The organism is Pseudoalteromonas fenneropenaei (assembly GCF_042643375.1).
GTDB lineage: Bacteria > Pseudomonadota > Gammaproteobacteria > Enterobacterales > Alteromonadaceae > Pseudoalteromonas > Pseudoalteromonas fenneropenaei.
Genome location: NZ_JBHRSD010000017.1, coordinates 215,767 through 238,580 on the forward strand (window position 1 = coordinate 215,767; position 22,814 = coordinate 238,580).

Here is a 22,814-nt window from a genome sequence, read left to right on the forward strand (position 1 = left end):
AGTGATGGACACATTCTTAGATTGGATCACCAAAAACTCTGATTTAATTATCCATTATGCGATTCAAGGCATTTTGGCTCTTATTATATTGTTCGTTGGTATGCGGATCGCAAAATTCTGCGAAAGCCTGACTGAAAAAGGTTTTGAGAAGAAAAAAGTTGATAAAGCAGTTGGCTCGTTTGTGGCGAACATTATTTACGCTTTGGTGTTTGCAGCTACAGTGTTAATGGCGCTGTCTCAAGTTGGCATCGAAACCACAAGCTTTATCGCAATTTTAGGTGCCGCAGGCTTAGCCGTTGGTTTGGCATTACAAGGTTCTTTGTCAAACTTCGCTTCCGGTGTCTTAATTATCATTCTACGTCCTTTCAAATCAGGCGATTATATTGAAGCTGGCGGTCGCGCAGGTAGCGTACAAAAAATCGAGATATTCTCAACTGAGCTTAAAACGCCTGACAACAAAGTCATCATCATGCCGAATTCGGCGATTATGTCTGGTCCGATAGTCAATTACTCACGTGAAAAAACGCGTCGTATTGACCTAGTCATTGGTGTCAGTTACGACTCTGACTTGAAAAAAGCCAAAGAAGTACTGAAGGCGGTTTTGGATGCGGATAGCCGCGTGCTAAAAGATCCTGCTTATACCGTTGCTGTACATGAGCTTGCTGCGTCTAGTGTCAACTTTGTGGTGCGGCCATGGGTTAATACCACAGAATACTGGCCAACTTACTTTGATTTGGTAGAAAATATCAAAGTTGCATTAGATGAAGCCAATATCACCATTCCATTCCCGCAAATGGACGTGCATTTGCACAAAGATTAATCAAGATAATACAAAAAGGGTTTAAATCACATGAAATTACCAGTTTTAACAGTGGTTGCAGCGGCATGTTTGTCTGCCAACGTGTACGCGAAAGATGATAAAACTTGGGAAGTCACCAGTGAAGTCGGTGCCATTGTAACCAGTGGTAATACTGAAACCACCACCTTGAAAGGCGGTATCAAAGCCAAGCACAATCTGGAAATGTGGAACAACGAATACAAACTTGATGGCATCTACAAAGAAGATGAAATTGAAGACGCGGATGGTGTAAAACGTTCTGAACGCACCAACGAAAAGTATTCGGCGTCGGTACAAGGTAACTACAAGCTGAACGAGAAACATACGCACTTCTACGTTTATGGTGGTCATGTGTCCGATTACTTCGGCGCGTATCGCAGCGAGTCGGTTGTCTCTTTGGGTTATGGTACGCGTTTCATCAGTAACGAAACTATGGTTCTAAACGCAGAAATCGGTCCGGGTTATAAGTACTTTACCTATCAAGATGACAGTATTGAAGTGGATGGCAATGGCAACTCTTTAGCCGGAGAGGCTGAAGGGGAACCGATTGCCCTTGGTAAGCTCGATTTCAGTTGGCAAATTTCTGACAACGCCAAATTCACCCAACTGCTTGCAGTTGAATATGGTGATACCAATACTAAAACCAAGTCTGAGACGGCATTACTGACTAAAATCAATGGTTCGCTACAGATGAAGGTAGCTTTCAATGTGACCAACAACTCTGATGTTGCTGCTGACAAAGAAAACACCGACACCGAAACTTCACTGACGTTGGTTTATAGTTTTTGATACCTCAGTTTCTTATGAGCCTTAACGTACCGCGTTAAGGCTCTGTTTATAGCAATTACAAGTAACTGTTGCTTATCCAAGCATGATTTGGATTGCCTTGTAAGTAATGTCTAGATTTTAAAATTGAATTGATCATGAAATTCAGGCCAAGTTCAATTTCATTATCAGTAATATTTTCTGCTAGTTATCTTGTTATAGCCCCTTCCTGTGCATAGCCTATTGTGAACTATAGTTTTGCACTGTTGAGGTCACTTGTAGTCCTAATCATTCATGGATTCAGCGTGTTAGACCCAAAAAAGATACCCCTAACAGGATAATCTGTACCACTTTGACTTCATGGTTGTAAGTAGCATTTTTTTTATTCTTTAAATACGGTATCATTCGTAAGTTTTCAATTGAGATACAGACAAATTAAGGGCTTGTTCGTGAAGTTTGTAATCGTGATGCGCAATCTACTATGGATATGTTTTGTTATTTTATTAGGGGCTAATGCGCAAGCATTTACGCCAACACCGCAACAAATTGAACAGTTTAAAAAACTGCCAAAAGCTCAACAGCAAGCCTTAGCAAAACAGTATGGTTTTGATCTAAGTATTTTGGAGAAGTCTGGAGTCCCGCAAGGGAAAGAATCTACTGATGTAGAAGTTATTCAACCGCTTCCTGTTGAAGAGCAAAAACAAACTCCGGAAGAGAAGTTTAAGCCAGTAATTGAGGACATTAAGCCATTTGGCTATGAGCTTTTTGCAAATCAGCCTCAAGTAATGCAGCAAAATTTGAGTATCTCAATTCCAGACAACTACATGGTGTCAACTGGTGATGAGTTTCAAATCAGCTACTATGGTAAAGAAAATGAAACGTATCAACTTGAAGTTGATAGGGAGGGGAGAATACTAATCCCTTCACTGTCTCCGATAAATGTTGCGGGTTTGCAATTTGCTGAAGCCAAAAAGTTGATTTTAAATAAAGTTAAACAGGAGATTATCGGAGTAGAAGCTTTTGCTACGCTTGCAAAGCTACGTTCAATGCGAGTGCTAGTATTGGGTGAGGTGAACAAACCTGGTTCTTTTAACATTCCAGCGCTTTCATCTATTACACAGGCTCTATTTGCGAGTGAAGGAATTACAGAAATTGGCTCGCTTCGAAATGTTCAAGTCAAAAGGTCTGGAAAGGTCGTTGCGACACTTGACTTATATGACTTATTGACTAGAGGCGATAGTTCAAATGACATTATTCTTCAAGCTGGCGATGTTGTTTTTGTCCCTCCAGTAGGTAAGCAAATTAGTATATCTGGTTTAGTTAAACGCCCTGCGCTGTTCGAATTAAAAGAGTCTGAATCGGTGAAGGAATTGCTCTATTTTTCAGGGGGGTTTAAAGCTGGCGCACAATTAAAGAAGACTATTATTGAACGTTATTCAAATGGCTCTAAAACTGTACTAACTAAAGATTTTAGCAGTGAAAAAATAGATTACATTCCGATTAATGGCGATGCTATTAAGATTAGAGCAGCTTCAACACAGTTAAACAATATAGTTACTTTAATGGGTGCAGTGTCTTTCCCTGGTCATTACGAATGGAAAGAAGGGAAGAGAATATCAGATCTCATTCCTTCGCTACGAAATGATTTACTTCCTTATGCTGATTTCAATTACTCATTAATCATCCGTGAAGCGAATTTAGAAGGTGAAATTGAGATCCATCAGTTTTCTCTGAGTCAAGCTCTCAAGCGAAATCCGGCAAATGACCTTGAAATTAAGCCGCGAGATACTGTCGTTATTTTCAGTCGTTTTGAAGAAAAGAAAGATGAGGTCAAATTGCTTGCTGATCTCGCAATGACGCAACAAGAGCTTGATGAAAAAGCTAAAGTAGAACTGTGGAATAAATTCGAAAATAAGGAGTTTTTGAAGTTTATCGGGGAGTTTGACGATGTATTGGAAGAAGAGCCTACGGAAAAGGTTGATAGTTTAACAAAACTATTATCAGGTCAGCGAAAAGAATTATCTGATGACGAATATGCAACATTTAGCCGTAAGCGCCTGCTGACACCGATAATAATGAAGTTAAAAGATCAGGCGAATGTCTTGAACCCAGCTAAGTTGTTTGGGATATCAGGCAAAGTGAAGTATGAAGGTGTCTACCCGCTCGCAAACAATATGAATGTCGAAAAGGCTTTGTCTGCTGCCGGAGGGTTATTAGAGTCGGCTTATTTAAATAATGCTGAAATTACTAGGATTACGAAAGGTGAACATGCTGCGGTTGAGCACATTAGTGTTGATTTGCAAAATGCGACAAGGTTGCCGGATGAATATCCAATTTTCAGTAAAGACAGTATTAATATTTTCCCTACACCAAATTGGCAAGAAGAGCTGACTGTTAATCTATATGGAGAAGTCAGGTTTCCAGGTTCATATAGCATAAAAAGAGGCGAAAGCATAATTTCCGTACTCAAACGCGCAGGTGGGTTGACCGAATATGCATTTGCAGAAGGAGCGATCTTTACTCGAGAAGCTATCAGAGTGCAAGAACGAAACCAGCTACGAAAACTTTCAGAAGACTTGCGTCGTGAAATTGCCTCGAAGAGTTTTTCTAACTCGGTAACAAATAATACTTTGAGCTATGATGAAACTAATAAGCTTCTAAATGATCTATCAGAAGTTCAGGCATTAGGACGTTTGGTTGTAAATCTACCTATGATGTTATCGGGCAAACAAAATTTGGAGCTGGAGTCAGGCGACGCTTTGTATGTGCCAGCAAAATTAAGTACAGTGAGTGTTATTGGTGAAGTTAACGTAGCAACCTCTCATTTATATGATGCAAATTTATCTGTTGAGGACTACCTAAATCTAAGCGGTGGTTTAAAAATCAGAGGTGATGATAGTCGGGTTTATGTGATTAAGGCAAATGGTTCTGTTTATATTCCAAATCAAGGTAATTGGTTTGCCGCTAGTAGCTCAGCAAATCATTTAGAACCGGGAGATACTATAGTCGTACCTCTAAATGCGGACTATTTGGACAAGTTAACTCTTTGGAGTACAGCAACACAAATAGTTTATCAACTAGGTCTCGCTGCAGCAGCTATATCTTCTCTATAAATATTAAGGGGCTAAATGCCCCTTTTTAAACGAGATACACATGTTTCATTTTAAAAAACTTATCATTCGCTCAATTGACTTATTTCGTGATGCGATTAAGCCGCTTTTCGCAAAGTATTCATTTTTGTCTAGATTATATTATTTGCTTTTTGATCAATCATTTGCATTTGAACAACAAGCAATTTTAAAAGGACAAGTCCAGTACAAGAGACAAAGTGGTGTTCAACAATATAGTAGTTCGCTATTAAGACGCAATATTCATCGGTTGGAAAAAGGTCTGATTATGCGGCCTAGGAAACCAATTTTTGCACTAGACTATATTACTGAGACAATTGAAATCTACAAATTAGTGAAGACGAGAGCAGAATTTGATCTAGAGGAATTAAAATGGGCAGAGTCTGTGTTGACTGAATATTTCTCTATAGTAGATAGGCACCCAAAAGTTGATTTTTTGCGTGAACAATTTGAGAGTTTATGTATATCAATAGACTCTTCTTTTAAGCCTTATCCTAGCACTGAAAGATATAAACATACGGTAAAATACGATGAGTTTTTAGCTCTTGCTAAGGCCCGTCGTTCCGTCAGATGGTTTGACCCTGAATCAGTTGACTTAATTTTGGTTAAAAAAGCAATTGAAATTGGACTTCAAGCCCCAAGCGCGTGCAATCGACAATCATACGAATTTATGTTGATTGATGATGCTGAAACTCTGACCAAGGTTGTGCAACTCCCTGGAGGAACTAGCGGGTTTGCAGATAATATTCCTCTTTTAATTGCAGTAATTGGTGATTTATCTTGTTATCCAATGGCTCGTGATAGACATCTTATCTACATAGATTCAAGCCTTGCGAGTATGCAATTTATGCTTGCATTAGAAACATTAGGTTTATCTTCATGTGCGATTAATTGGCCAGAGCTTAAAAAGCTAGACAAGCGAGTGAATAAATTACTTGCTTTACCACAATACAAGCGAGTTGTGATGTTTATAGCTGTTGGGCATGCTATGGCTGACGGAGAAATCCCCTATTCGCAGAAAAAATCAGTTGAACTAGTAATTGAAACAGGCGTTGATAAGAATTGATTAATATAGAAATAAAGGGTGTGCAGTTCTCTAATAAGGGTGCTGAGCTTATGTTAGAAGCAATTCTGCAGCAACTCGACGAAAATCTACCTGAATACCAAATTACCTTATCACCAGGTGAGAATTTACCCTACGAGCGCCGTGCTAAATTGGGGGCGTGGCAAAAATTGAGTTTTCGTAGAGGAAAGCTTGACTTAACAGGTATGTTTGCATATTTGCCTATCAAAGTTAGGAATCTGCTAAAGCGCTATGGTATTGTGACAGAAGCTGATATCGATGTAATTCTTAATGCGAGTGGATTTGCATATGGAGATCAATGGCCTATTAATGAATTGGTTCATACCTCTAATGAAGTTTTACGTTTTCAAAGAGCAAAAAAGCCATATATATTTTTGCCGCAAGCTTTAGGACCATTTAGGAACGAACAGTCAATTAAATACGCAAAAATAATTATTGAGAAGTCTCCTCTTATATTTGCACGCGAGCAAGATTCTTATAAATATTGTCGTGAAGTAGCGGAGACTGCCAGTATTTTAATTAGTCCAGACTTTACCGCATTGGTCGACGTTAATGTGGATAGTAAATTTACGACACCAACGGTGTGTTTAATTCCTAATAATAAGGTGGTATCAAAGTATAACGGTGATGTCGCGCATAAAAATAAATATCATTATATCGATTTCTGGTGTTTTGTTATTGATGCTTTTAAAAGTAGAGGCTTCCAAGTGGTATTGTTGAATCATGAAGGAGAGGAAGATTTTGAGCTTTGCCAAGCTATCATGCAAAAAAGTAAGCATCAAATTTTTTTTAAGAATGGTTTAAATGCAAAGGAAGTAAAAGTCTTACTAGGCCAATGCCATGCAGTAGTGAGTAGTCGATATCATGGCTGTGTTAGCGCACTTACACAAGGTGTACCTTGCTTAGCTACTAGTTGGAGTCACAAGTACGAAAAGCTATTCGAAGAGTACAAGTTGCAGGAAAATATTGTTAACTTTTTGAACCCTATAAGAGAAACAGAATCTAAGTTGGGAAGCTTTTTAGATACATTGGAAAAGCAATCAAAAATAGCATTGATTGAATCTAAAAGGGTCAAAGAAGAAAACAAGATCATGTGGTCTAAAGTGTTTCAATTAGTGAATTCCTTCATGGTCGACAGCAAAAAAGGCTCTTGATATACTTGCTTGATAGTCAATTCAAAAGGTTAATTTTATGAAAAAGAAAGAAGGTTTTAGTTTAGTCGAGTTGCTTATTGTCTTGATTATATTGGGATTGCTTGGCTCTCTTGTAGCTCCGAAACTGTTTTCAAAAGTCAGTTCTTCCAAAACGAAAACCGCGTTAGCTCAAATGCAAATGCTGGAAACCGCAATTGATACCTATCGTTTAGATATGGGGAATGTACCTAGCAATCTGGAGTTGTTGGTGAGGAGTGCTGCAGCTGGATGGGATGGTCCTTATCTGCCAAAAGATGTTCCCTTAGATCCATGGGGAAATCCATACAATTATATCGTTCCGGGTGAAGATGGACGCCCTTTTAAATTATTTTCTTATGGTCTTGATGGACAAGTTGGTGGTGAAGGTGAAAATGAGGATGTCGTCCTAAGATGATGACACTGAAAGATTTGTTAATTGACAGGTTTCAAGTAACAGCTCTTGATCTTGAAAAGGCATCGACATATCAAGAAAGATATGGTGGTCGTTTAGAAGATATTTTAGTGAATCTTGGTTGCCTTACTGAGGAAGATCTAACCGTTTTATATCATCATCTATTCGGTTATATGTTATTTGAGCCAGACAATTACCCTAATTGGGAACCACCCAAAGAGGTTGGCTTCGATGTACACATATCATTAAGAGAGCTACAATGCATTTTGCTTGATATTCGAGATAATATATGGATTATTGCATGTAAAGACCCTTTAGATTCTGAACTATCTGAATATTTAAATACAAGGCACATATCTCCGGAAGTATTACTTGCCACTGACTCCCAACTACAAAAATTTTATTTTGAAATTCAAAGTAAAAATGAATTGCTTGATGAGTCCGAAGAGCTAAGTGGAGCAGAGGAAGCGAGATTAAGGGAACTTGCTTCTGAAGCACCTACAGTAAATCTTTTGAATTCTTTAATCACAAAAGCTTTAATTCGGGGTGCGTCTGATATGCATCTAGAGCCTTTTATGGGGAAATTCCGGGTTAGGTTTCGCGTTGATGGTGTACTTCAAGACGCAGAAAGATTAGCACTCAAAATGCAATTGCCAATTACCACTCGTCTTAAGATTTTATCTGGAATGGACATTGCCGAAAAGCGACGTCCTCAAGATGGTAAAATTGAAATGCGTATTGCAAATCAGGATGTCGATATTCGTGTTTCTGCACTACCTCTTAATGAAGGAGAAAGTATAGTTTTAAGATTCCTAAGAAAGGAATCAATCAGGCATGATATGTCGGTACTAGGGCTTTCTGCAGATACGCAAAGGCTGATTTACGAAGATCTAAAGAAAACGACCGGAGTGATTTTATTAACTGGCCCTACAGGATCCGGCAAAACAACTACTCTCTATACTTTTTTAAATGAACTCAACAGTGACGACGTAAAGATCATTACTTTGGAAGACCCCGTCGAGTATCAAATGGAAGGAGTCAACCAAGTACAAGTTAATTCTGATATTGGTTTTAACTTCGCAGCTGGACTTAGATCTATAGTGCGGCAAGATCCTGATATTATCATGGTTGGTGAGATTCGTGATAAAGAGACTGCTCAAATTGCTTTGCAGTCAGCATTAACAGGACATTTAGTGTTTAGTACAGTACACACAAATGATGCTGCAAGTGCCTATACACGATTGTTAGACCTTGGTGTTGAGGAGTTTTTACTCAATGCAGCTCTAGTATCTATTGTCGCGCAGCGCCTAGCGAGAAAACTCTGCACTAAATGCTCTATAGAAATTGAGTCACCGGATGACTTAATGAGTAAATATCCCCTCCGTGAAATTGCTGATAAATCAGGTGTAAATAATATCTGTTTAAAGAGACCAGTTGGTTGTGAGTACTGTAATCACACAGGTTACAAAGGGAGAATTGCAATAAATGAATATCTCCGATGTGATGACGTAATAAAATCTATGCCAAAAGATGATCAATTCATTCAAAAAGTCCAAGCCCATACTGCATCATTACGTAGACGGAGTCTACTTGAAGACGGTTTCTATAAAGTTATTAATGGTATAACAACTATAGATGAAGTAATAAGGGTTGCAGGTTAATGGAATTTGAATATAAGGCCATTGATACTCAAGGTAGTAGACATGAGGGGGTTATAGACGCAAATGATAGAGGTGATGCACTTGTTAAGTTAAATGAAATTGGATTAACACCAATAACTCTAAAAGAAATAAGAAGGGCAGCATCAATTAACTTCTTTAAAAATAAAGTTAATCCTTCAGATTTAGAGTTTTTCACAAACGAGTTGTCGCTTTTACTCGAAAGTGGCATTAAAGTCGATAAAGCTATAGATATTATAAAAAAGTCTAATGCAAATTCTGCTCTTACCGCTTTACTTAATCAGATATCTACTTCATTAAAGCAAGGGGTGTCTTTAAGCGATGCATTTGGTAAGCATGAGAAAATATTTGGTTCCCTTTATGTGCAGTTGATAAAAATCGGTGAGGCATCAGGGAACTTGTCTGAGGTATTAAAAAAGCTTGCCAAGGACCTAAAATTTCAGATGGAATTGAGGAATCAAGTCAGTACTGCTTTGACCTATCCGAGTGTGATACTATTTGTTTGTATTTCGGCAGTATATTTTGTTCTTACTTTTATTGTACCCAAAATGTCGGGGATATTTACTGATTTGGATTCTGCGCCTTGGTACACCCAAGCTATTGTAAAAGCAAGTGCTTTCTTCAGCAAACATCAATTATATTTTTTGTTGGTTATTTTGACCCTCATTATTTCATTAACTTACTTTTTGAAAAAAGTAAAGGTGCGAGAGTGGTTTTATGTTCATTTAAGTCGATTTCCTGGCATAGGTAAAGTAATTATAACATCCGAAAGGATCCGATTTTCGCAATCAGTAGCGATGATGTTAGACGCTGGATTGCAACTTGATATTTGTCTCGAACTTACTTTAGGTACTTTAAAGCATCCTGATTTTCGGCGAGATACTAAGTTAGCAGTAAAACATTTAAAATCAGGAAAACAACTTTGTGATGTTTTATCGAAAACTCGAATATTTCCTTCATTTTTCTTATCTATTATTAAAGTCGGAGAGGAAACTAATCGTTTAGATATTGTATTTGCAGATATAGCTGCACGTTCAAGAAGTGACCTTGAAAATTTAATACGAAAGCTAACAAGCATGCTTGAACCCTTAATGCTATTATTTATGGGCGGGTTCGTTGGTGGAATTGTGATAGTTATGCTTATGAGCATGGTTTCGATAAATGATGTTCCTATATAATAGTAAAGTAAGAGGATTTTCTTTAATAGAGTTACTCGTCGTGCTTTCTATAATTTCTGTTGTTATGAGTTTGACAGGCGGTATTTTAATCGGAAGTATAGAGAAACAAAGACAGCTTGTTGAGGTCGAACAGACTAAGCAAATAATAAAATCACTTGGTTACGAATCTTATCTGACTGGCAGAAGCGTTAAAGTAACATTGAAAGATAATGAGATTATAGTGCATAGTCCTGAGCCTAAAGTGGTTAAATTTGAATCTATTTATTTTGTTTATTTGGATATCTTGATAAATTCAAACGGTATAACTCAACAGAGAGGTTTTAGTGTGAAGCTTAAATCTGGAGTGAAAAATTTCGAAATAAAGAGTATTTTTGATGAAAGTAGTGCAAAATAGTGGTTTTACATTAGTTGAGGTCTTAATCTCGGCCATAATATTATTTTCTGCGATAGCTGTCACTTCACAAATTTATAAACAAGTTTCTTTTAGTTCAAAAAAGGCAAGTGATGTTACTAGAAGTGCTCAGCTATCATATATAGCGATTGATTTAATAAAGGCTAAGTTGCAGAGCGCCAAAGTTGCGTCTACAGATCAATCTTTATATATGGATGAGCTTGAGTTAAATGGTGTCGATTTCAATTGGGTCGCCAAGAGGCAAGATAGAGTAAGCCCGGCACCTGACTTTGATGATATTAACCCGCCAGGAAAAATGTTTTCTCTTTTTCAAGTAACTGTAACATCTTCGGTAAATGATAATTTTCAATTTAAAGTGATGGTTTGGGATTGATGTGAATAATCAAAGGGCTTTTACTTTAGTTGAATTGTTAATATCAACCTCAATAATGATGATGGTTTTTTTTGTTGGTTATTATTCTTATAGTTTATTCTCAAGCTCATGGGGGAAAAGGGCCGATGCTTTTTGGTCTGTCACCGATAACGGAATAGGGATAGAATTTCTCAATCGAGTACTCCAATCTTGTTCACAATATATAGTGAGAGGGAGTGCTAGTGGAAATAAACCTATGTATCTTTTTGATGGTGGTCGTAATTATATTTACTGTGTGAGTAATAACGGGTTGGTTTCTAGTGAAAGGTCATTGATACATATCTATCATGATAACTCGTCTCAAGTATTAGTTTATGAAGAACACGCATTATTGCAGGACTTAGTGGTTAATTGGCCTCAGAAGGATATTGTTTGGGATTTTAAAATTACCTTGCTGGAAAATGTGAATGATTTTAATATATCGTATTTTGGTTTCGAAAATATGACGCAAGCTCTTCGATTATCTTCGGATAGACAAGTTGTGGATTTGTTGGAAAATGATTCGGAGCTAGCTTCTTACTCTCGGCACGATCCGATTATAAGGCAAGTTATGCCTTTGAAAGTTGAAGTTGAAATATTTCAGTTTCAGGGTGAGCGTAAAACTAATTTGCTACAAGTTTTTAATAGATTTTCTATATTGGGTTTGGTTGCTTTTGACCAAGTAGGAGATTTATATTGAAATTTGATAAAGGAATTGCATTGGTTCAAGTTTTGATAATAATGCTTTCTTTGACTCTTTTCAGTATATTTTTGAGTAAAAGTGTAAAACAGCAGTTGTCGATTGCTTCAAGTGCGAAAGAGAGGTTGCTGTTAAGATTAGAGTTGGAAAATGCAGAGGCTTATTTGTTTAAATCGCTATTAAGCAATAAGTTATATATCAATAGTAAAAGCGATGATGATATTGCAAAAGTATGGAATTTCTACGGAAGGCCGTTCAAAATAAACGATAAGGTCTCAGTAATCCTTCAAGATCAGGCTGGTTTAGTTAATCTAAATTTTACTAACTCTAGACTGTTGAAAAGTACCCTATTACAACTAGGCTTTGAAGACAAGGAAGCAACTAGCTTTTCAGAGTCGTTAGAGGATTGGAAAGACCGAGATGACCTGAAACGCTTAAATGGTGCCGAAAGGGACTACTATAAGAAGGTTGGTCAGCCCAGAAATGATATGCTACAAAGTGTGGAAGAAATGAGGCTGGTTAAAGAGGGGGGGAAGTTACAGAATTTAGATTTAGAGAAGATTTTTAGCACGGCTTTAGTCGGGGTCTTTAACCCCCTGACGGCACCAAATCTTGTTTTACGCTCATACCTTAACAATGAGAGTCTAGTTTCCAAGTTAGAAAAGTTAAGAGTAAATGGTGAACTCACACCGTCTGGATTTTACTCAGTTACAGGTATCGCAGATGGCGAATACATTACTTTTGCTACAAGCACTTTCCTTACTGTAGAATTACTAGCGGAATCGAATGGTATTCGGTTAAATAAACGATTTGAGGTAGAAGTTCGGCCGAAAGCCGTAGATCGCCCTTTAACTATTAAAAGTGTATCGTGGAAAAAATGATAAGTATAACTAGAGTCTTAAGCAGTTGGTGGAAAAGACATCTGCCTAGTTTCGTAAGCTATTACCATGAACACCCGTACAAGTTTGATAAGGGGGAGCTTGTACAGAGTGATAAGGTTGGTGTGATTTGTATTGTATCGAAGAAGTTTTGCAAAGTTTCCCGTAAGCATTATCACTCGGTAAGCCCATCTGAAATTAGGTCAATAGTAAAAATACAGAAAAAGAACATTGGTAACTTAGTCCATGTTAAAATCTGTCCGCTACAAGTTGATGATGAATTCGAGGTTATTACTACAGAGTTTTTAATTGACGAAGCGTACTCGAATCGTTTTTGTATTTATTTAGCTGAAGATGCATTGTTTAGCAGGGTTTTGAAAGCCAAATTATTATCTTTGCATACTCCAGCGGGGCAACTTTTTATTGCTCGGTCTGTCAGCAAAAGTGCGTATAAGGGAGGGTTAATACAGTCTTTAGAGCAGTTTTCTCATAGCGTTGGCGTTGCTTTTATTGATGCTATTGAAGTTCAACCTTCAAAGTTTCCTGAATTCCTCTTATCAGCTATTTTTAAGCTAAATATCAAGGATATCGCAAAAGAGGGCTTTATTAAAACGAGAATTTCAACTTCTCCAATACAGAACCATTCACTGATAATAGCTCCTATTGTCGCTTTTACATTGGGTGTTGGAGTATATTGTCTCTCTCTCTTTTGGCAGCTTGAAAGCGTAAAAGCAACTCTAATGAATAGTACTTCGATAGCCAACAAGATTATTCAGCATAAAGCTGAATTAGATACCAAAACAGACATGGTGAATGATGTAAGTAAATTGCTGATGGAGCAGAGATTGACTTACCCTCATTGGCAGTTAATAGAGTTGGCACTTAGTCGCGGTACAATGATGAATTACTTTCGCTTTGAGAATGATGTCTTCAAGTTAGATGGCGTTGTAGAGGATGCTAATGCACTTCTAGAGGAATTTAACAACCATCCGTTGGTTAGCTCTGCTGTATTCGATGGCGCTGTGAGAAAAAATAACAATCTCGATAATTTCGTTATTCAAGTATCGTTCAAAAATTGAGGGACGCTAAATGAATTATATGAATAAATATAAGTATTATATTAGCATCGCTCTCACTTTAATCTTCTTTGCTTATATAACTGAACCTTTGCAAGAGTTGAAAGTTGAGTTAGATGGTGAGCTAGATATGCAAACTAAACGTTTGCTTAAAGTTGAAAATTTGCTTGAAAATAAAAATCAAGTTGAAGAACAGTTATCTTCTATTATTCAGCTTGATGAAAAGTTACAATCGTATTTGTTTAAAGTGAAAAGCGAGGGGCAGCTAAAATTAGAGGTCCAGCAGAAAATTGACAATCTGTTGAAAGAAGCAAATTGCCAAATAGATAGTTTGAATTGGTTAGATAAACTTGTTTTAAACAATAAAGTGAACCAATGGCAAGTAAAGTTGGAATTCAAAGGACCATCGGTTTGTGCGATTAAATTGATGAGATTGTTGGAAAACAGCACACCGATAATGCGAATATCATACTATGCTATAGGCGGCCAAGATTGGACAGGGAAGGCTTCCGAAGAATTGCTAGGTGAAATTACAGTAAAAGTCTGGCAATTTGAGGAGGCAATATGAAGGCTCTGGTATTTAGCATCTCTTTAGTTGCGTTTCTAACGCCTTTTAAAAGTCTTTTATTTAGTCAAAGTGTTAAGCAAGCAGTAAAAAGTGACCGAGAAGTCGCAACGGTTGAGTTTATTGGCGTGGACGTGGCTCCTATACCTCTAGAAATGAAGTGGCATAATGCTTATATCTCAAGTTTGGAAAACGTCAATACAGATAAACCTATTGAAATTAATAGTAACAATGTTGCCAATACAAGCAAGCAAGTGTTCTTCGAAGACAAGCGCTTTGAACTCGTCGGCATCTTCCATGTCAGTGGGAAGGCATTTGTGCTTCTAAAAACAGATGAAGGTAACCTAGTTAAAGTGACTGAGGACCAGTCTATAACTAATAGCGTGAGCGTCCACAAAATTGGTTCCGATTTTGTGACTTTTTCTGAACGTGGCCAGCAAGTTGCTGAATTAAAACTATTTAAATGGCAAAGTAATAATGAAGCAGTTGAGTAAACTTTCAATATTCATCATTTCCTCTTTAGCTCTGCAAGGTTGTCAAAGTGTTATTTATCCGGATGACAATACAAAAGCTAAGCAGGTTAATATTAATACGTCTTATCTGGCAGTCGATTCTGCTAAAGGGTCTCCGAGTGAGGGAGATATCAATAGTGAAGGGGAAGTTGAATCGGTTGCAGAGTTTGAGCGTTTGCGTTCGCTTAAAGATTCTCAACAGGATTTGAAGCTGGAGTTAGATCTTTCACAACAGTTTGATAATAAAGCTAAGTTTCAAGTTTCTTCTAATGCTTTGCCCATGAGCGACTTTTTGCATTATGCGTTAGGCGAGTTACTCAATGTTTCCTATGTAATTGAGCCAACACTAAAGGAAAGTACGACACCCGTTACGCTTGAATTAAAGAATGCTGTTAGTGCAAGGAGGTTTTATCAGCTCGTTCAAGAGGTTTTGACTCGCAACAATATAAGCATATCTTTGAACGAAGGGATTTTTTATGTATATCCAAGTCGAGAAGGAAGCTCAAACTCTGAGCGAGCATTTGGATTTGGCCGCACTAAAGCTAGTGTCCCAAATGTAGCAAATGAAATTATTCAACTTGTTCCTACTAAATATGGTGCAACATCAGGTTTAAGGAATGCAGTGGCGGGTCTCGTTGATGCAAGCGTAGCGGTTGATACACAACAAGGAGTACTGACAATTCAGGGTAAAAGGGAACAGATCTTAAGAGCTTTAGACCTGATAGCGATTATTGATAGTTCTGCATTAAGTAATAAATCTATTGCATTAATGAGTTTTACCTATATTGACTCGCAAAGCTTTGTTGAAAAGGTCTCTGAGTTGTTAAGTAACGAGGGTATTGCTACAAAAAACTTAGGAGGAGGCTCTAGCAGTTTGCAATTTGTTCCGATAGAACATCTGGGAAAAGTAGTCGCCTTTGCTACAGCAGACGAAATCATTGATAGGGTTGAATACTGGGCTAGACAGCTTGATAAGCCAGCCACCGGCTCAGAACAAAGTTTTTTTATTTATCACCCTAAATATGCAAGAGCATCTGATTTAGGGATTAGTTTAGCTCCTCTTTTAGGAGCAACGACACCTTTAAAGTCTTCAAAGCCTAGTGCGAGCACGAATATGTCGAATGCGGGGGCAACACAACAAGGACAAGCTAATGCAGCCAATCAGGGTTTTTCAGTGGAAAATGACCAGCTCAAGTTGGTTGTTGATGAGAGAGCTAATGCTCTAATTTTCTATTCATCTGGAAAGTATTATCAAGACCTACAGCCAATCTTGCGACAGCTAGATATAATGCCTAAACAAGTTATGATGGAGGTGGTTATCGCTGAGGTAAAGCTTACTGGCAGCTTTGCAAAAGGGGTTCAGTTTGCGCTAAGTAGCGGTCTATCAAGTGATAGGAAAGAATCGTTTAAGTTCAATTCTAAAGATGGATTTAGTTATTCAATTGTCGGTCTTCCAGGAGAAGTGTCGCTTAATCTAGCGCAAAAAGACGGTCAGGTAAATGTGCTCTCACGTCCAACGCTTTTAGTTAGAGATGGTGTGGCTGCAAACATTAGCGTTGGTGATGATATCCCAACAATTGGCTCAACTACTGCTGATCCTATCAATAGCGCGCGTGAAACAACGACGATTCAATATCGTAAAACAGGTGTGGAATTAAATGTAACACCAACGATAAACGCTCAGGGAACAGTAATTATGTCGATTGAGCAAAAGATATCTAGTGTAAACAAGGAGCTTAGTGTTGGAAGTGATAGCCCAGCGATCTTTGAAAGAAGCATTAGTACAGAAGTTGTTGCGGGGAATGGTCAGACGGTGTTACTTGGAGGGTTAATAAGCCATAATCAATCAGTGGGCGCATCCTCCATACCTTTAATGGGCAGCCTCCCTCTTTTCGGGCATTTGTTTCGCAATGATGAAAGTAGCTCCGACAAAACTGAATTGGTCGTGCTTGTGACACCAAAAATCATTCAGAGTAATGAGGATTGGTTTAAAGTTGAGCAAAGTTTTAAAAAAGGGCTTGAAAATTTAGTCTTTTAGCTTGATTCTATTGCTGATAATCGGTATTTTAGCAACGATAGTACAGCACTGTTTGGGATTGCTGTGCTTCTACTAACTGAAGAGGCACGCAATTTTTGGCAAATGTTGGACTTATGAGGTCAAATAAAATGTCAACTAAAATTTGACTTCAAATCTACGAAATTTAACATTTCTGTGTTGTAACTTGACAGATATTAAAGTTGAACATAGATTGACATCATCTCGAGACAAGTCGAGAATATAGGTTCTTGGTTTATTGACATTCCTAATCAGTAAACCTGTTTCATGAAACTAGGAGAATGGAAATAATGAAACTATTCAAACAAGCACTCGTAGCATCTGCTATTTTAGGTGCGTTTGGCGCTCAAGCTGCAGATTTAACTGATGCAGTTACTAAAACATCAAAGCAAGGTTTGGAAGTAGCTGCAGCTGCTGCAGACTCTTCTATTCGTGTAATCGTTCGTGAGCAGTTAGAAGCTGGCGATCGTATTAAACTAGTATTTGGCACTGGTGTTACTGGTCTAACTTCTGTTGCCGTAAACGGCTCTGGTGAAGCGACTGCTACAACTACTGACAACCAACTTGGTATCGTGTACGGTTCAGGTACTTACAAAATCAAGCCAATTTCTACAACAACTGCAAGTGGCGTGACTACAGTAGTTCTTGAAGTTATGACTGGTGACCCAGTAACTAAAGATTCTTCATTTGAAGTTCAAGTACGCGGTGCGAACATTGATAAAGCTAAGTCATCAGCTGCAACAGTTACTTACTCTGCAACTTCAGGCTTAACAGGCAATGCTAAAGATACTACTGGTGACAACACTGGTGCGTTTATCATTCTAGCAGACCAATACGGCGCGTCTGTTAGCACAAAAGCAAACGGTGTTATTCAACGCAACCCAGCGACTTCATTCGTAAGTGGCGGTGTTACTGGTAACACTAACGCAGACACTATCGTAATTGATATCTCTGATGATCAAACGCTACTTTCTGCCGCAACTGGTGTTAATGTTCAAGCTACTGTTACTTTAGAAGGCGACTTTACTGGTGCTATCACTGCATCTGACGTTACTCTAACTAACGATATCGGTACTCCTGCTTCTATCGCCGTTTCTGGTGTAACAATTGCTACTGATAAGAAGTCTCTAAGCTTCACTATCACTGATACTGCGACAGCTCCAAATGGCATCGCTGGTAAGTACACTATCCAGTTAGACCACACTGCTACCACTTCAACTATCAAAGCTTCTACATTTAAGGCTACAGTAGTTGTTGATGCTGACTCAACGTCTGCAACAAACACTAAGCAAGAAGCTCTAGTTAAAGCTGACGCTGGTGAGTGGGTTGTTGACGCGACTATCATCAACATTCCATACTTCCCAGTTGATTTTGCAGGTGTTAACACTTCAGTTCACTTCGCTAACGAAACTTCTTCTGCTGTTGATGCTATCATCACTGCAATCGATGGCAAGGGTGTATCTTACTCTACCCAAAACATCACTGGTTTCCTACCTAAAGGTCAAGTAACTAAGTTTTCTCACTTAGATCTACAAAAGTTACTAAAAGACAGCAAAGGTAACACTGTTCCAGCTGAGAGCAAGCTAAGCATCACTTTCAACCTTGATGTTGAAGATGGCAAAGTCAACGCATATGCGTTCAGTGAAAAGACTGGTAACGGTCGTCAATCACTAGTGACTTCACAACAAAAAGGCATCAAGTAATTAAATAATTACTTGCTTGATATTTTGTTGAAAACCCGGCTTATGCCGGGTTTTTTCTTGGTTTAAATTTTCGAGGTTGAGGATGAGAGAACTGATCAAAGCGTTGCTGATAGCAGCGTCCGTATTTTACTCAGGGTTTACAGCTGCAGAATATTGTGACCTATCATTATCATTTGAAACAGAACCCAAATATTCAAGCCAGATTGTAGATGTTCATGAGGGGAAAAAGCTTAAACTTAAGCGCTGGGTAGCTATCCAAACAATTGCCGCAAGTAGTGCGAGAAGAGCTACCAATGTTACATGTCAGACAATAGATGGTGTGGTTTACTCGGGAGGTACTGAGGAATGGAAGCAGTTTATAGAAAGTGCAGCTAAAGGGCTTAGCCAGGCGAATGCTAAAGATATCCGCTTTACATTAATTGGTAGTGATGAGGCACTTTACCATGGAAAACTAGAACATCTAGAGTATCGATTTGATGCAGTAATTGGTGATCATGAGCAGGTTATTAAAAATATTACGCTGATAGAAAGAGATAGAAATGAGGTTATCACTGTATCAGTGAGTGGTAGCAAGTTAGTTGAAGAAGAGATAATATCTGAATATCAAAGGGTTATTGAGTTATTTAGTCGACACTGAAAATCACTTAATTTATTGATCTTCTTGATGATCTAAACGATCTTACTATCCTCATTTTGCAAGGTTTGTTTTCTCACCCCTCAAAACCTTGCAAAATGGAGATTAAAAATGGCGGCTTAGCTAAACTTGCAGTAAGACAATTGGAAACAAGAACGCTCCGTTATCTGTTAAGCCGAGATTTTCAGTGTAGACTAATTACCTATATAATTTTTTATAAAAACTCTGCCTCTCTCAAACAGAAATAAAAATAAGATCGAAGAAACAAAGTATGCGATTACACTCGCAACTGCAGCACCAACAGTGCCGTAGGTAGGAATAAGTAGTGCATTTAAAATGATATTCACCACTGCACCTAGGCAATGACTATATAAGCTCAAGTTGTAATTTCGTGATAAGATCAACCATTTACTTAAAAAAGCTCGAAAAAATATAAATAAGGTAGCTGTTATGTGAACTTTTAATATTAAAGCAGAATTTGAGTACTCTGTGCCGTATATATAAAATATCAGGCTGTTTGCCGATAACGCAAAGATTGTAATGAGAAGCAAGCTTGACACAGTTGATAATGTTATTAGCTTCCTCTGAAAATCCCAAAATTTAAATCTATCTCTTTTATACAAGTTTACCAACTTCGGCATCAGGATATTTGCAACTATCGTTGGAAACACGAACCATAGTTCAGAAAATTTTAATGCTGCAGCATACTCTCCGACGGCTTTATGGTTTAGGTAGTAAGCTATCATTACTTGATCTATCTTCAAATAGATTATTGATGCAAAGCCAGACAATGCAAGCCATTTTGACTGATGAAATAGCTTGCTTGCGACATGCTTTATTGAAGTTCTGGAACCTATTTTATAATGGTAATTGTGGCGTCGATAAATCCAAATGTAGCCTATTGCGGATAAGAGATATTCCAGTCCTGTGAATAGAATAAGTAGTGTTAGGCTTGCGTTGATTGATATCAGATATAACAATGATACTTTACAAAATAATTTGGTAAATATTCGTATCAAAGCTGTTGTTTTGGCATTTTCGTTGGAGAGAAATGCAAATTCTACATGAGAAACACAATTAGCGGACTGCAGTAGTACAAGTAGTAGAATTAGCAAACTAGTTGAATGTTGCGAATAGAATAGATGAACTAAGGTAACTAAGCATAGAGCTAAAGCACTAAAGGTAATGCGAATAGCAAGAGCTGCTCTGAAGTAATAATGCAAGTTATTTGGATAAAGACTGAAGTATTTCCCGCAGAGATTGTTTAGTCCCATCTGAGTCAAAGGGAAAAACATGAATGCTGATGCCAGGATCACTGAGTATTGGCCAAATACTTCAGGACCAAGTTGCCGAGCGAGTAATAAGGTTGTAATAAAACCTAGAAATAAAACAATTATTTTCTCGGTAAACAATATGGCAACATTAGTTAAGCTTCTATTATTTGCCAAGATATATCTCTTTTGCTTTCTCGATGTTATAAATGTCATTTTTACATATAGTTTCTATATGTCTATGAACGTTTTTTTGAGAAAAATAGTCTTTAAGAGTATCGTGTATATGAACTTTATTCGGTCCTTTTTGATCATTAGTTTTGTTCTTCTTTTTGATATTCAACGAGACTCCATATGTAGAAGAAAATTGGTTTTCAAATTGCTCCAAGGCATCCAAAAATCCTACAATTTTGAATTTTTTAATGTTTTCTTGAAACTCCTGCTGCAATTGCGTCGCATGAGATTGATCTCTAGGATATTTACCTGTGATAAAGGCTGTTTGTGTATTTGCCATTTGCCAGCCTCGTAATCCGAAAACGATTTCATCAGCTTCTTCTATTAAATTATCATTTCTTAATGCGTTAGGGCGCATAACGCTTAGATTATTAGATAATTTATTAAAAATATAGTTTGATTTGAATCGTTCGACAGGGTCACGTAAGAGCGTAATAAAGTCAGTTGTCTGGTAATGATATTGTAAAATTTGACTATCTACGGGCCAGTGACCACTGATGTACTGCTGATCTAGAGAAAGGTAGTAAGAAAGTATGCCTTTAAGCACTTGTAGGTGATGTTCACTAAACTGACAAGATTCGTCGAGTGACATTACCGGCTTATTGAAACTGGCTATGCTCGCTGCGATTGATGTCATTCTGCAAAGTCTATGCTGGCCTGGTTTCGCTAATTTAGAGCGCATAGCTGTATCTATGGAGATACCACCACATTTAGCAATATGTATGAAAGCAACTGAACGGTTGAGTTGGACTTTTCCGATTGGCATAAGCTGAACTTCATAGCCAACAGCATTAAGCATATTTTTTGCGAGCGATTTTAACATAGTAGACTTAACAAATTTTTGGAAATCATAACACCTAAGTAGTAACGAACAAAATGGGATGTTCCGGAGCTCACTCAAGAGAGCTATTACAAGGCTTTGTCTTGGCTGTTTGGTAACAATTTTTATCGATCTGGCAGATAGCAATTTTTATCGAAGCTTGTTAGAATTTTGCGGTATTGCAACAATTTGACACGCCCAGTTAAGACATAAGCTGAATATATGAATAGCATTTTATTACTGACTTCGTGCAGTATTTTTTTTAGTTCGATCATTAGTCTCTTTTTTTTCCGTAAAGTGGCTAAGATCATCAACCTAGTTGATGTGCCATCAGGCAGAAAAGAACATAGCGGTCAAATTCCTCTAGTTGGTGGTATTTCTATTTTCGTAGTAGTGTTGAGCTTTATTTCGACTCAGCCTGAACCTTTAGTGAACATGACCGTTTATGTCTCTTGTTCATTCATTCTTTTGGCAATGGGTGTATTAGATGACTATTTCGATTTGGACTTCAGAATTCGAATAGGATGTCAGCTGTTAGTGACGCTAATAATGATCTTTTCAGTTGATATCGTTTTAAATGATCTTTCTGGAGTTTTTTCTCCACACTCGTTGCAGATAGGTTCTTTAGGTATTTTCCTTACCATTGTAGCAGTCATTGGCGCAATAAATAGTTTCAATATGATAGACGGTATTGATGGGCTGCTCGGTGGTATGGCGACTGTCTCATTTGGTTCGATGTGCCTGCTTTTTTATCTTGCCGGTGACAGTGACAATGCGTTTTTGTGTTTAGTGATAGTGATAGCAACAATTCCATATATGTTGATGAATTTGGGGATCCCATTTGGTCAACGGTTTAAAGTGTTTATGGGAGACGCTGGCAGTACAGTCATAGGTTTTACCGTTGTTTGGTTACTTATAGCTGGTTCTCAAGGCGAGCACGCGGCTTTTAGTGCAGTAACCGGTTTATGGGTGGCCGCTATCCCAATTATGGACGCTGTATCAACCATAGCTAGGCGTATAAAAAAACGTCAATCGCCATTTGTTGCTGATAGAGAGCATTTGCACCACGTTTTAATGAGATTGGGACTGAGCCAGCATCTTGCTCTAGTCTTCATCAGTTGTTTAGCTTTGCTGTTTGCTGTAATTGGAATTCTGGCAGAAGTCTTTTCGGTTCCATCATATATTATGTTCTGGCTGTTTTTTATGATTTCAGTATGCTATTACCTGATTATGTCGAGAATATGGCGTGTTACTGTAATCCTTAGAAGGAAATTGGGTATCAAAGCTAAACGCCGTGGATAGTTTT

21 protein-coding genes are annotated in these 22,814 nt (G+C 37.9%); 19 read left to right on the forward strand and 2 right to left on the reverse strand.

Annotated features, from left to right (window positions below; translation table 11 throughout):
- Positions 1 to 4: 4 nt before the first annotated feature.
- From ACFOEE_RS11125 to ACFOEE_RS11210, 18 genes are all read left to right on the forward strand, one after another.
- Positions 5 to 820 carry a mechanosensitive ion channel family protein gene (locus ACFOEE_RS11125; protein ID WP_377124182.1) on the forward strand — a complete coding sequence of 272 codons (816 nt, stop codon included), beginning with the start codon at positions 5 to 7 and terminating at the stop codon, positions 818 to 820.
- A 30-nt stretch (positions 821 to 850) separates the two neighbouring features.
- A complete protein-coding gene (locus tag ACFOEE_RS11130; protein ID WP_377124184.1) occupies positions 851 to 1,627 on the forward strand; it encodes a DUF481 domain-containing protein in 777 nt (258 codons plus the stop codon).
- A 443-nt stretch (positions 1,628 to 2,070) separates the two neighbouring features.
- The gene (locus ACFOEE_RS11135; protein ID WP_377124431.1) at positions 2,071 to 4,716 is read left to right on the forward strand and encodes an SLBB domain-containing protein; all 2,646 of its coding nucleotides are present in this window, start codon (positions 2,071 to 2,073) and stop codon (positions 4,714 to 4,716) included.
- Positions 4,717 to 4,756: 40 nt separating this feature from the next.
- Positions 4,757 to 5,797, forward strand: a complete 1,041-nt coding sequence (locus tag ACFOEE_RS11140) for a nitroreductase family protein (protein ID WP_377124186.1) — start codon at positions 4,757 to 4,759, stop codon at positions 5,795 to 5,797.
- A 50-nt stretch (positions 5,798 to 5,847) separates the two neighbouring features.
- The gene (locus ACFOEE_RS11145; RefSeq protein WP_377124188.1) at positions 5,848 to 6,969 is read left to right on the forward strand and encodes a polysaccharide pyruvyl transferase family protein; all 1,122 of its coding nucleotides are present in this window, start codon (positions 5,848 to 5,850) and stop codon (positions 6,967 to 6,969) included.
- A gap of 37 nt (positions 6,970 to 7,006) precedes the next feature.
- Positions 7,007 to 7,402, forward strand: a complete 396-nt coding sequence (gene gspG, locus ACFOEE_RS11150; RefSeq protein WP_377124190.1) for a type II secretion system major pseudopilin GspG — start codon at positions 7,007 to 7,009, stop codon at positions 7,400 to 7,402.
- Positions 7,402 to 9,060 carry a GspE/PulE family protein gene (locus ACFOEE_RS11155; protein WP_377124433.1) on the forward strand — a complete coding sequence of 553 codons (1,659 nt, stop codon included), beginning with the start codon at positions 7,402 to 7,404 and terminating at the stop codon, positions 9,058 to 9,060. The genes gspG and ACFOEE_RS11155 overlap by 1 nt, the downstream gene beginning before the upstream one ends.
- Complete coding sequence (locus tag ACFOEE_RS11160) at positions 9,060 to 10,256, forward strand: type II secretion system F family protein (protein ID WP_377124192.1); 1,197 nt, start codon at positions 9,060 to 9,062, stop codon at positions 10,254 to 10,256. The genes ACFOEE_RS11155 and ACFOEE_RS11160 overlap by 1 nt, the downstream gene beginning before the upstream one ends.
- Entirely contained in the window at positions 10,240 to 10,650 is a 411-nt protein-coding gene (locus ACFOEE_RS11165; RefSeq protein ID WP_377124194.1) for a type II secretion system protein, read from the forward strand. The genes ACFOEE_RS11160 and ACFOEE_RS11165 overlap by 17 nt, the downstream gene beginning before the upstream one ends.
- Positions 10,631 to 11,041, forward strand: a complete 411-nt coding sequence (locus ACFOEE_RS11170; RefSeq protein WP_377124196.1) for a PulJ/GspJ family protein — start codon at positions 10,631 to 10,633, stop codon at positions 11,039 to 11,041. Before ACFOEE_RS11165 ends, ACFOEE_RS11170 begins: the two co-directional genes overlap by 20 nt.
- Before the next feature lies 1 nt (position 11,042).
- Entirely contained in the window at positions 11,043 to 11,759 is a 717-nt protein-coding gene (locus ACFOEE_RS11175) for a prepilin-type N-terminal cleavage/methylation domain-containing protein (protein ID WP_377124198.1), read from the forward strand.
- A complete protein-coding gene (locus tag ACFOEE_RS11180; RefSeq protein WP_377124200.1) occupies positions 11,756 to 12,640 on the forward strand; it encodes a hypothetical protein in 885 nt (294 codons plus the stop codon). The genes ACFOEE_RS11175 and ACFOEE_RS11180 overlap by 4 nt, the downstream gene beginning before the upstream one ends.
- Positions 12,628 to 13,716, forward strand: a complete 1,089-nt coding sequence (locus ACFOEE_RS11185) for a hypothetical protein (RefSeq protein WP_377124202.1) — start codon at positions 12,628 to 12,630, stop codon at positions 13,714 to 13,716. Before ACFOEE_RS11180 ends, ACFOEE_RS11185 begins: the two co-directional genes overlap by 13 nt.
- 10 nt (positions 13,717 to 13,726) lie before the next feature.
- Complete coding sequence (locus ACFOEE_RS11190) at positions 13,727 to 14,281, forward strand: hypothetical protein (protein ID WP_377124204.1); 555 nt, start codon at positions 13,727 to 13,729, stop codon at positions 14,279 to 14,281.
- Positions 14,278 to 14,772 (forward strand): hypothetical protein, encoded by a 495-nt coding sequence (locus ACFOEE_RS11195; protein WP_377124206.1) that lies wholly within the window; start codon positions 14,278 to 14,280, stop codon positions 14,770 to 14,772. Before ACFOEE_RS11190 ends, ACFOEE_RS11195 begins: the two co-directional genes overlap by 4 nt.
- Positions 14,756 to 16,828 (forward strand): secretin N-terminal domain-containing protein, encoded by a 2,073-nt coding sequence (locus tag ACFOEE_RS11200; protein WP_377124208.1) that lies wholly within the window; start codon positions 14,756 to 14,758, stop codon positions 16,826 to 16,828. Before ACFOEE_RS11195 ends, ACFOEE_RS11200 begins: the two co-directional genes overlap by 17 nt.
- A gap of 299 nt (positions 16,829 to 17,127) precedes the next feature.
- Positions 17,128 to 18,549, forward strand: coding sequence for a hypothetical protein (locus ACFOEE_RS11205; protein ID WP_377124210.1), 1,422 nt, complete (start codon positions 17,128 to 17,130; stop codon positions 18,547 to 18,549).
- A gap of 82 nt (positions 18,550 to 18,631) precedes the next feature.
- Positions 18,632 to 19,186 carry a hypothetical protein gene (locus ACFOEE_RS11210; RefSeq protein WP_377124212.1) on the forward strand — a complete coding sequence of 185 codons (555 nt, stop codon included), beginning with the start codon at positions 18,632 to 18,634 and terminating at the stop codon, positions 19,184 to 19,186.
- A gap of 191 nt (positions 19,187 to 19,377) precedes the next feature.
- On the opposite strand, the gene ACFOEE_RS11215 is transcribed toward ACFOEE_RS11210, so the two are convergent.
- Together ACFOEE_RS11215 and ACFOEE_RS11220 are read right to left on the reverse strand one after the other, a co-directional pair.
- Complete coding sequence (locus tag ACFOEE_RS11215; RefSeq protein ID WP_377124214.1) at positions 19,378 to 20,631, reverse strand: flippase; 1,254 nt, start codon at positions 20,629 to 20,631, stop codon at positions 19,378 to 19,380.
- Positions 20,621 to 21,511 carry a hypothetical protein gene (locus tag ACFOEE_RS11220; protein WP_377124216.1) on the reverse strand — a complete coding sequence of 297 codons (891 nt, stop codon included), beginning with the start codon at positions 21,509 to 21,511 and terminating at the stop codon, positions 20,621 to 20,623. Before ACFOEE_RS11220 ends, ACFOEE_RS11215 begins: the two co-directional genes overlap by 11 nt.
- Before the next feature lie 219 nt (positions 21,512 to 21,730).
- Between ACFOEE_RS11220 and wecA the strand changes: the two genes are divergently transcribed.
- The gene (wecA, locus tag ACFOEE_RS11225; RefSeq protein ID WP_377124218.1) at positions 21,731 to 22,810 is read left to right on the forward strand and encodes a UDP-N-acetylglucosamine--undecaprenyl-phosphate N-acetylglucosaminephosphotransferase; all 1,080 of its coding nucleotides are present in this window, start codon (positions 21,731 to 21,733) and stop codon (positions 22,808 to 22,810) included.
- Positions 22,811 to 22,814: the final 4 nt, after the last annotated feature.

What these genes read in the sequence shown, in the direction of transcription:
- ACFOEE_RS11125 (WP_377124182.1), top strand. Translation starts at nt 5, where the DNA reads ATGGACACATTCTTAGATTGGATCACCAAAAACTCTGATTTAATTATC.
- ACFOEE_RS11195 (WP_377124206.1), top strand. Translation starts at nt 14,278, where the DNA reads ATGAAGGCTCTGGTATTTAGCATCTCTTTAGTTGCGTTTCTAACGCCT.
- ACFOEE_RS11130 (WP_377124184.1), top strand. Translation starts at nt 851, where the DNA reads ATGAAATTACCAGTTTTAACAGTGGTTGCAGCGGCATGTTTGTCTGCC.
- ACFOEE_RS11165 (WP_377124194.1), top strand. Translation starts at nt 10,240, where the DNA reads ATGATGTTCCTATATAATAGTAAAGTAAGAGGATTTTCTTTAATAGAG.
- ACFOEE_RS11140 (WP_377124186.1), top strand. Translation starts at nt 4,757, where the DNA reads ATGTTTCATTTTAAAAAACTTATCATTCGCTCAATTGACTTATTTCGT.
- ACFOEE_RS11135 (WP_377124431.1), top strand. Translation starts at nt 2,071, where the DNA reads ATGCGCAATCTACTATGGATATGTTTTGTTATTTTATTAGGGGCTAAT.
- wecA (WP_377124218.1), top strand. Translation starts at nt 21,731, where the DNA reads ATGAATAGCATTTTATTACTGACTTCGTGCAGTATTTTTTTTAGTTCG.
- ACFOEE_RS11170 (WP_377124196.1), top strand. Translation starts at nt 10,631, where the DNA reads ATGAAAGTAGTGCAAAATAGTGGTTTTACATTAGTTGAGGTCTTAATC.
- ACFOEE_RS11210 (WP_377124212.1), top strand. Translation starts at nt 18,632, where the DNA reads ATGAGAGAACTGATCAAAGCGTTGCTGATAGCAGCGTCCGTATTTTAC.
- ACFOEE_RS11220 (WP_377124216.1), bottom strand. Translation starts at nt 21,511, where the DNA reads ATGTTAAAATCGCTCGCAAAAAATATGCTTAATGCTGTTGGCTATGAA.
- ACFOEE_RS11160 (WP_377124192.1), top strand. Translation starts at nt 9,060, where the DNA reads ATGGAATTTGAATATAAGGCCATTGATACTCAAGGTAGTAGACATGAG.
- ACFOEE_RS11200 (WP_377124208.1), top strand. Translation starts at nt 14,756, where the DNA reads ATGAAGCAGTTGAGTAAACTTTCAATATTCATCATTTCCTCTTTAGCT.
- gspG (WP_377124190.1), top strand. Translation starts at nt 7,007, where the DNA reads ATGAAAAAGAAAGAAGGTTTTAGTTTAGTCGAGTTGCTTATTGTCTTG.
- ACFOEE_RS11155 (WP_377124433.1), top strand. Translation starts at nt 7,402, where the DNA reads ATGACACTGAAAGATTTGTTAATTGACAGGTTTCAAGTAACAGCTCTT.
- ACFOEE_RS11205 (WP_377124210.1), top strand. Translation starts at nt 17,128, where the DNA reads ATGGAAATAATGAAACTATTCAAACAAGCACTCGTAGCATCTGCTATT.
- ACFOEE_RS11145 (WP_377124188.1), top strand. Translation starts at nt 5,848, where the DNA reads ATGTTAGAAGCAATTCTGCAGCAACTCGACGAAAATCTACCTGAATAC.
- ACFOEE_RS11190 (WP_377124204.1), top strand. Translation starts at nt 13,727, where the DNA reads ATGAATTATATGAATAAATATAAGTATTATATTAGCATCGCTCTCACT.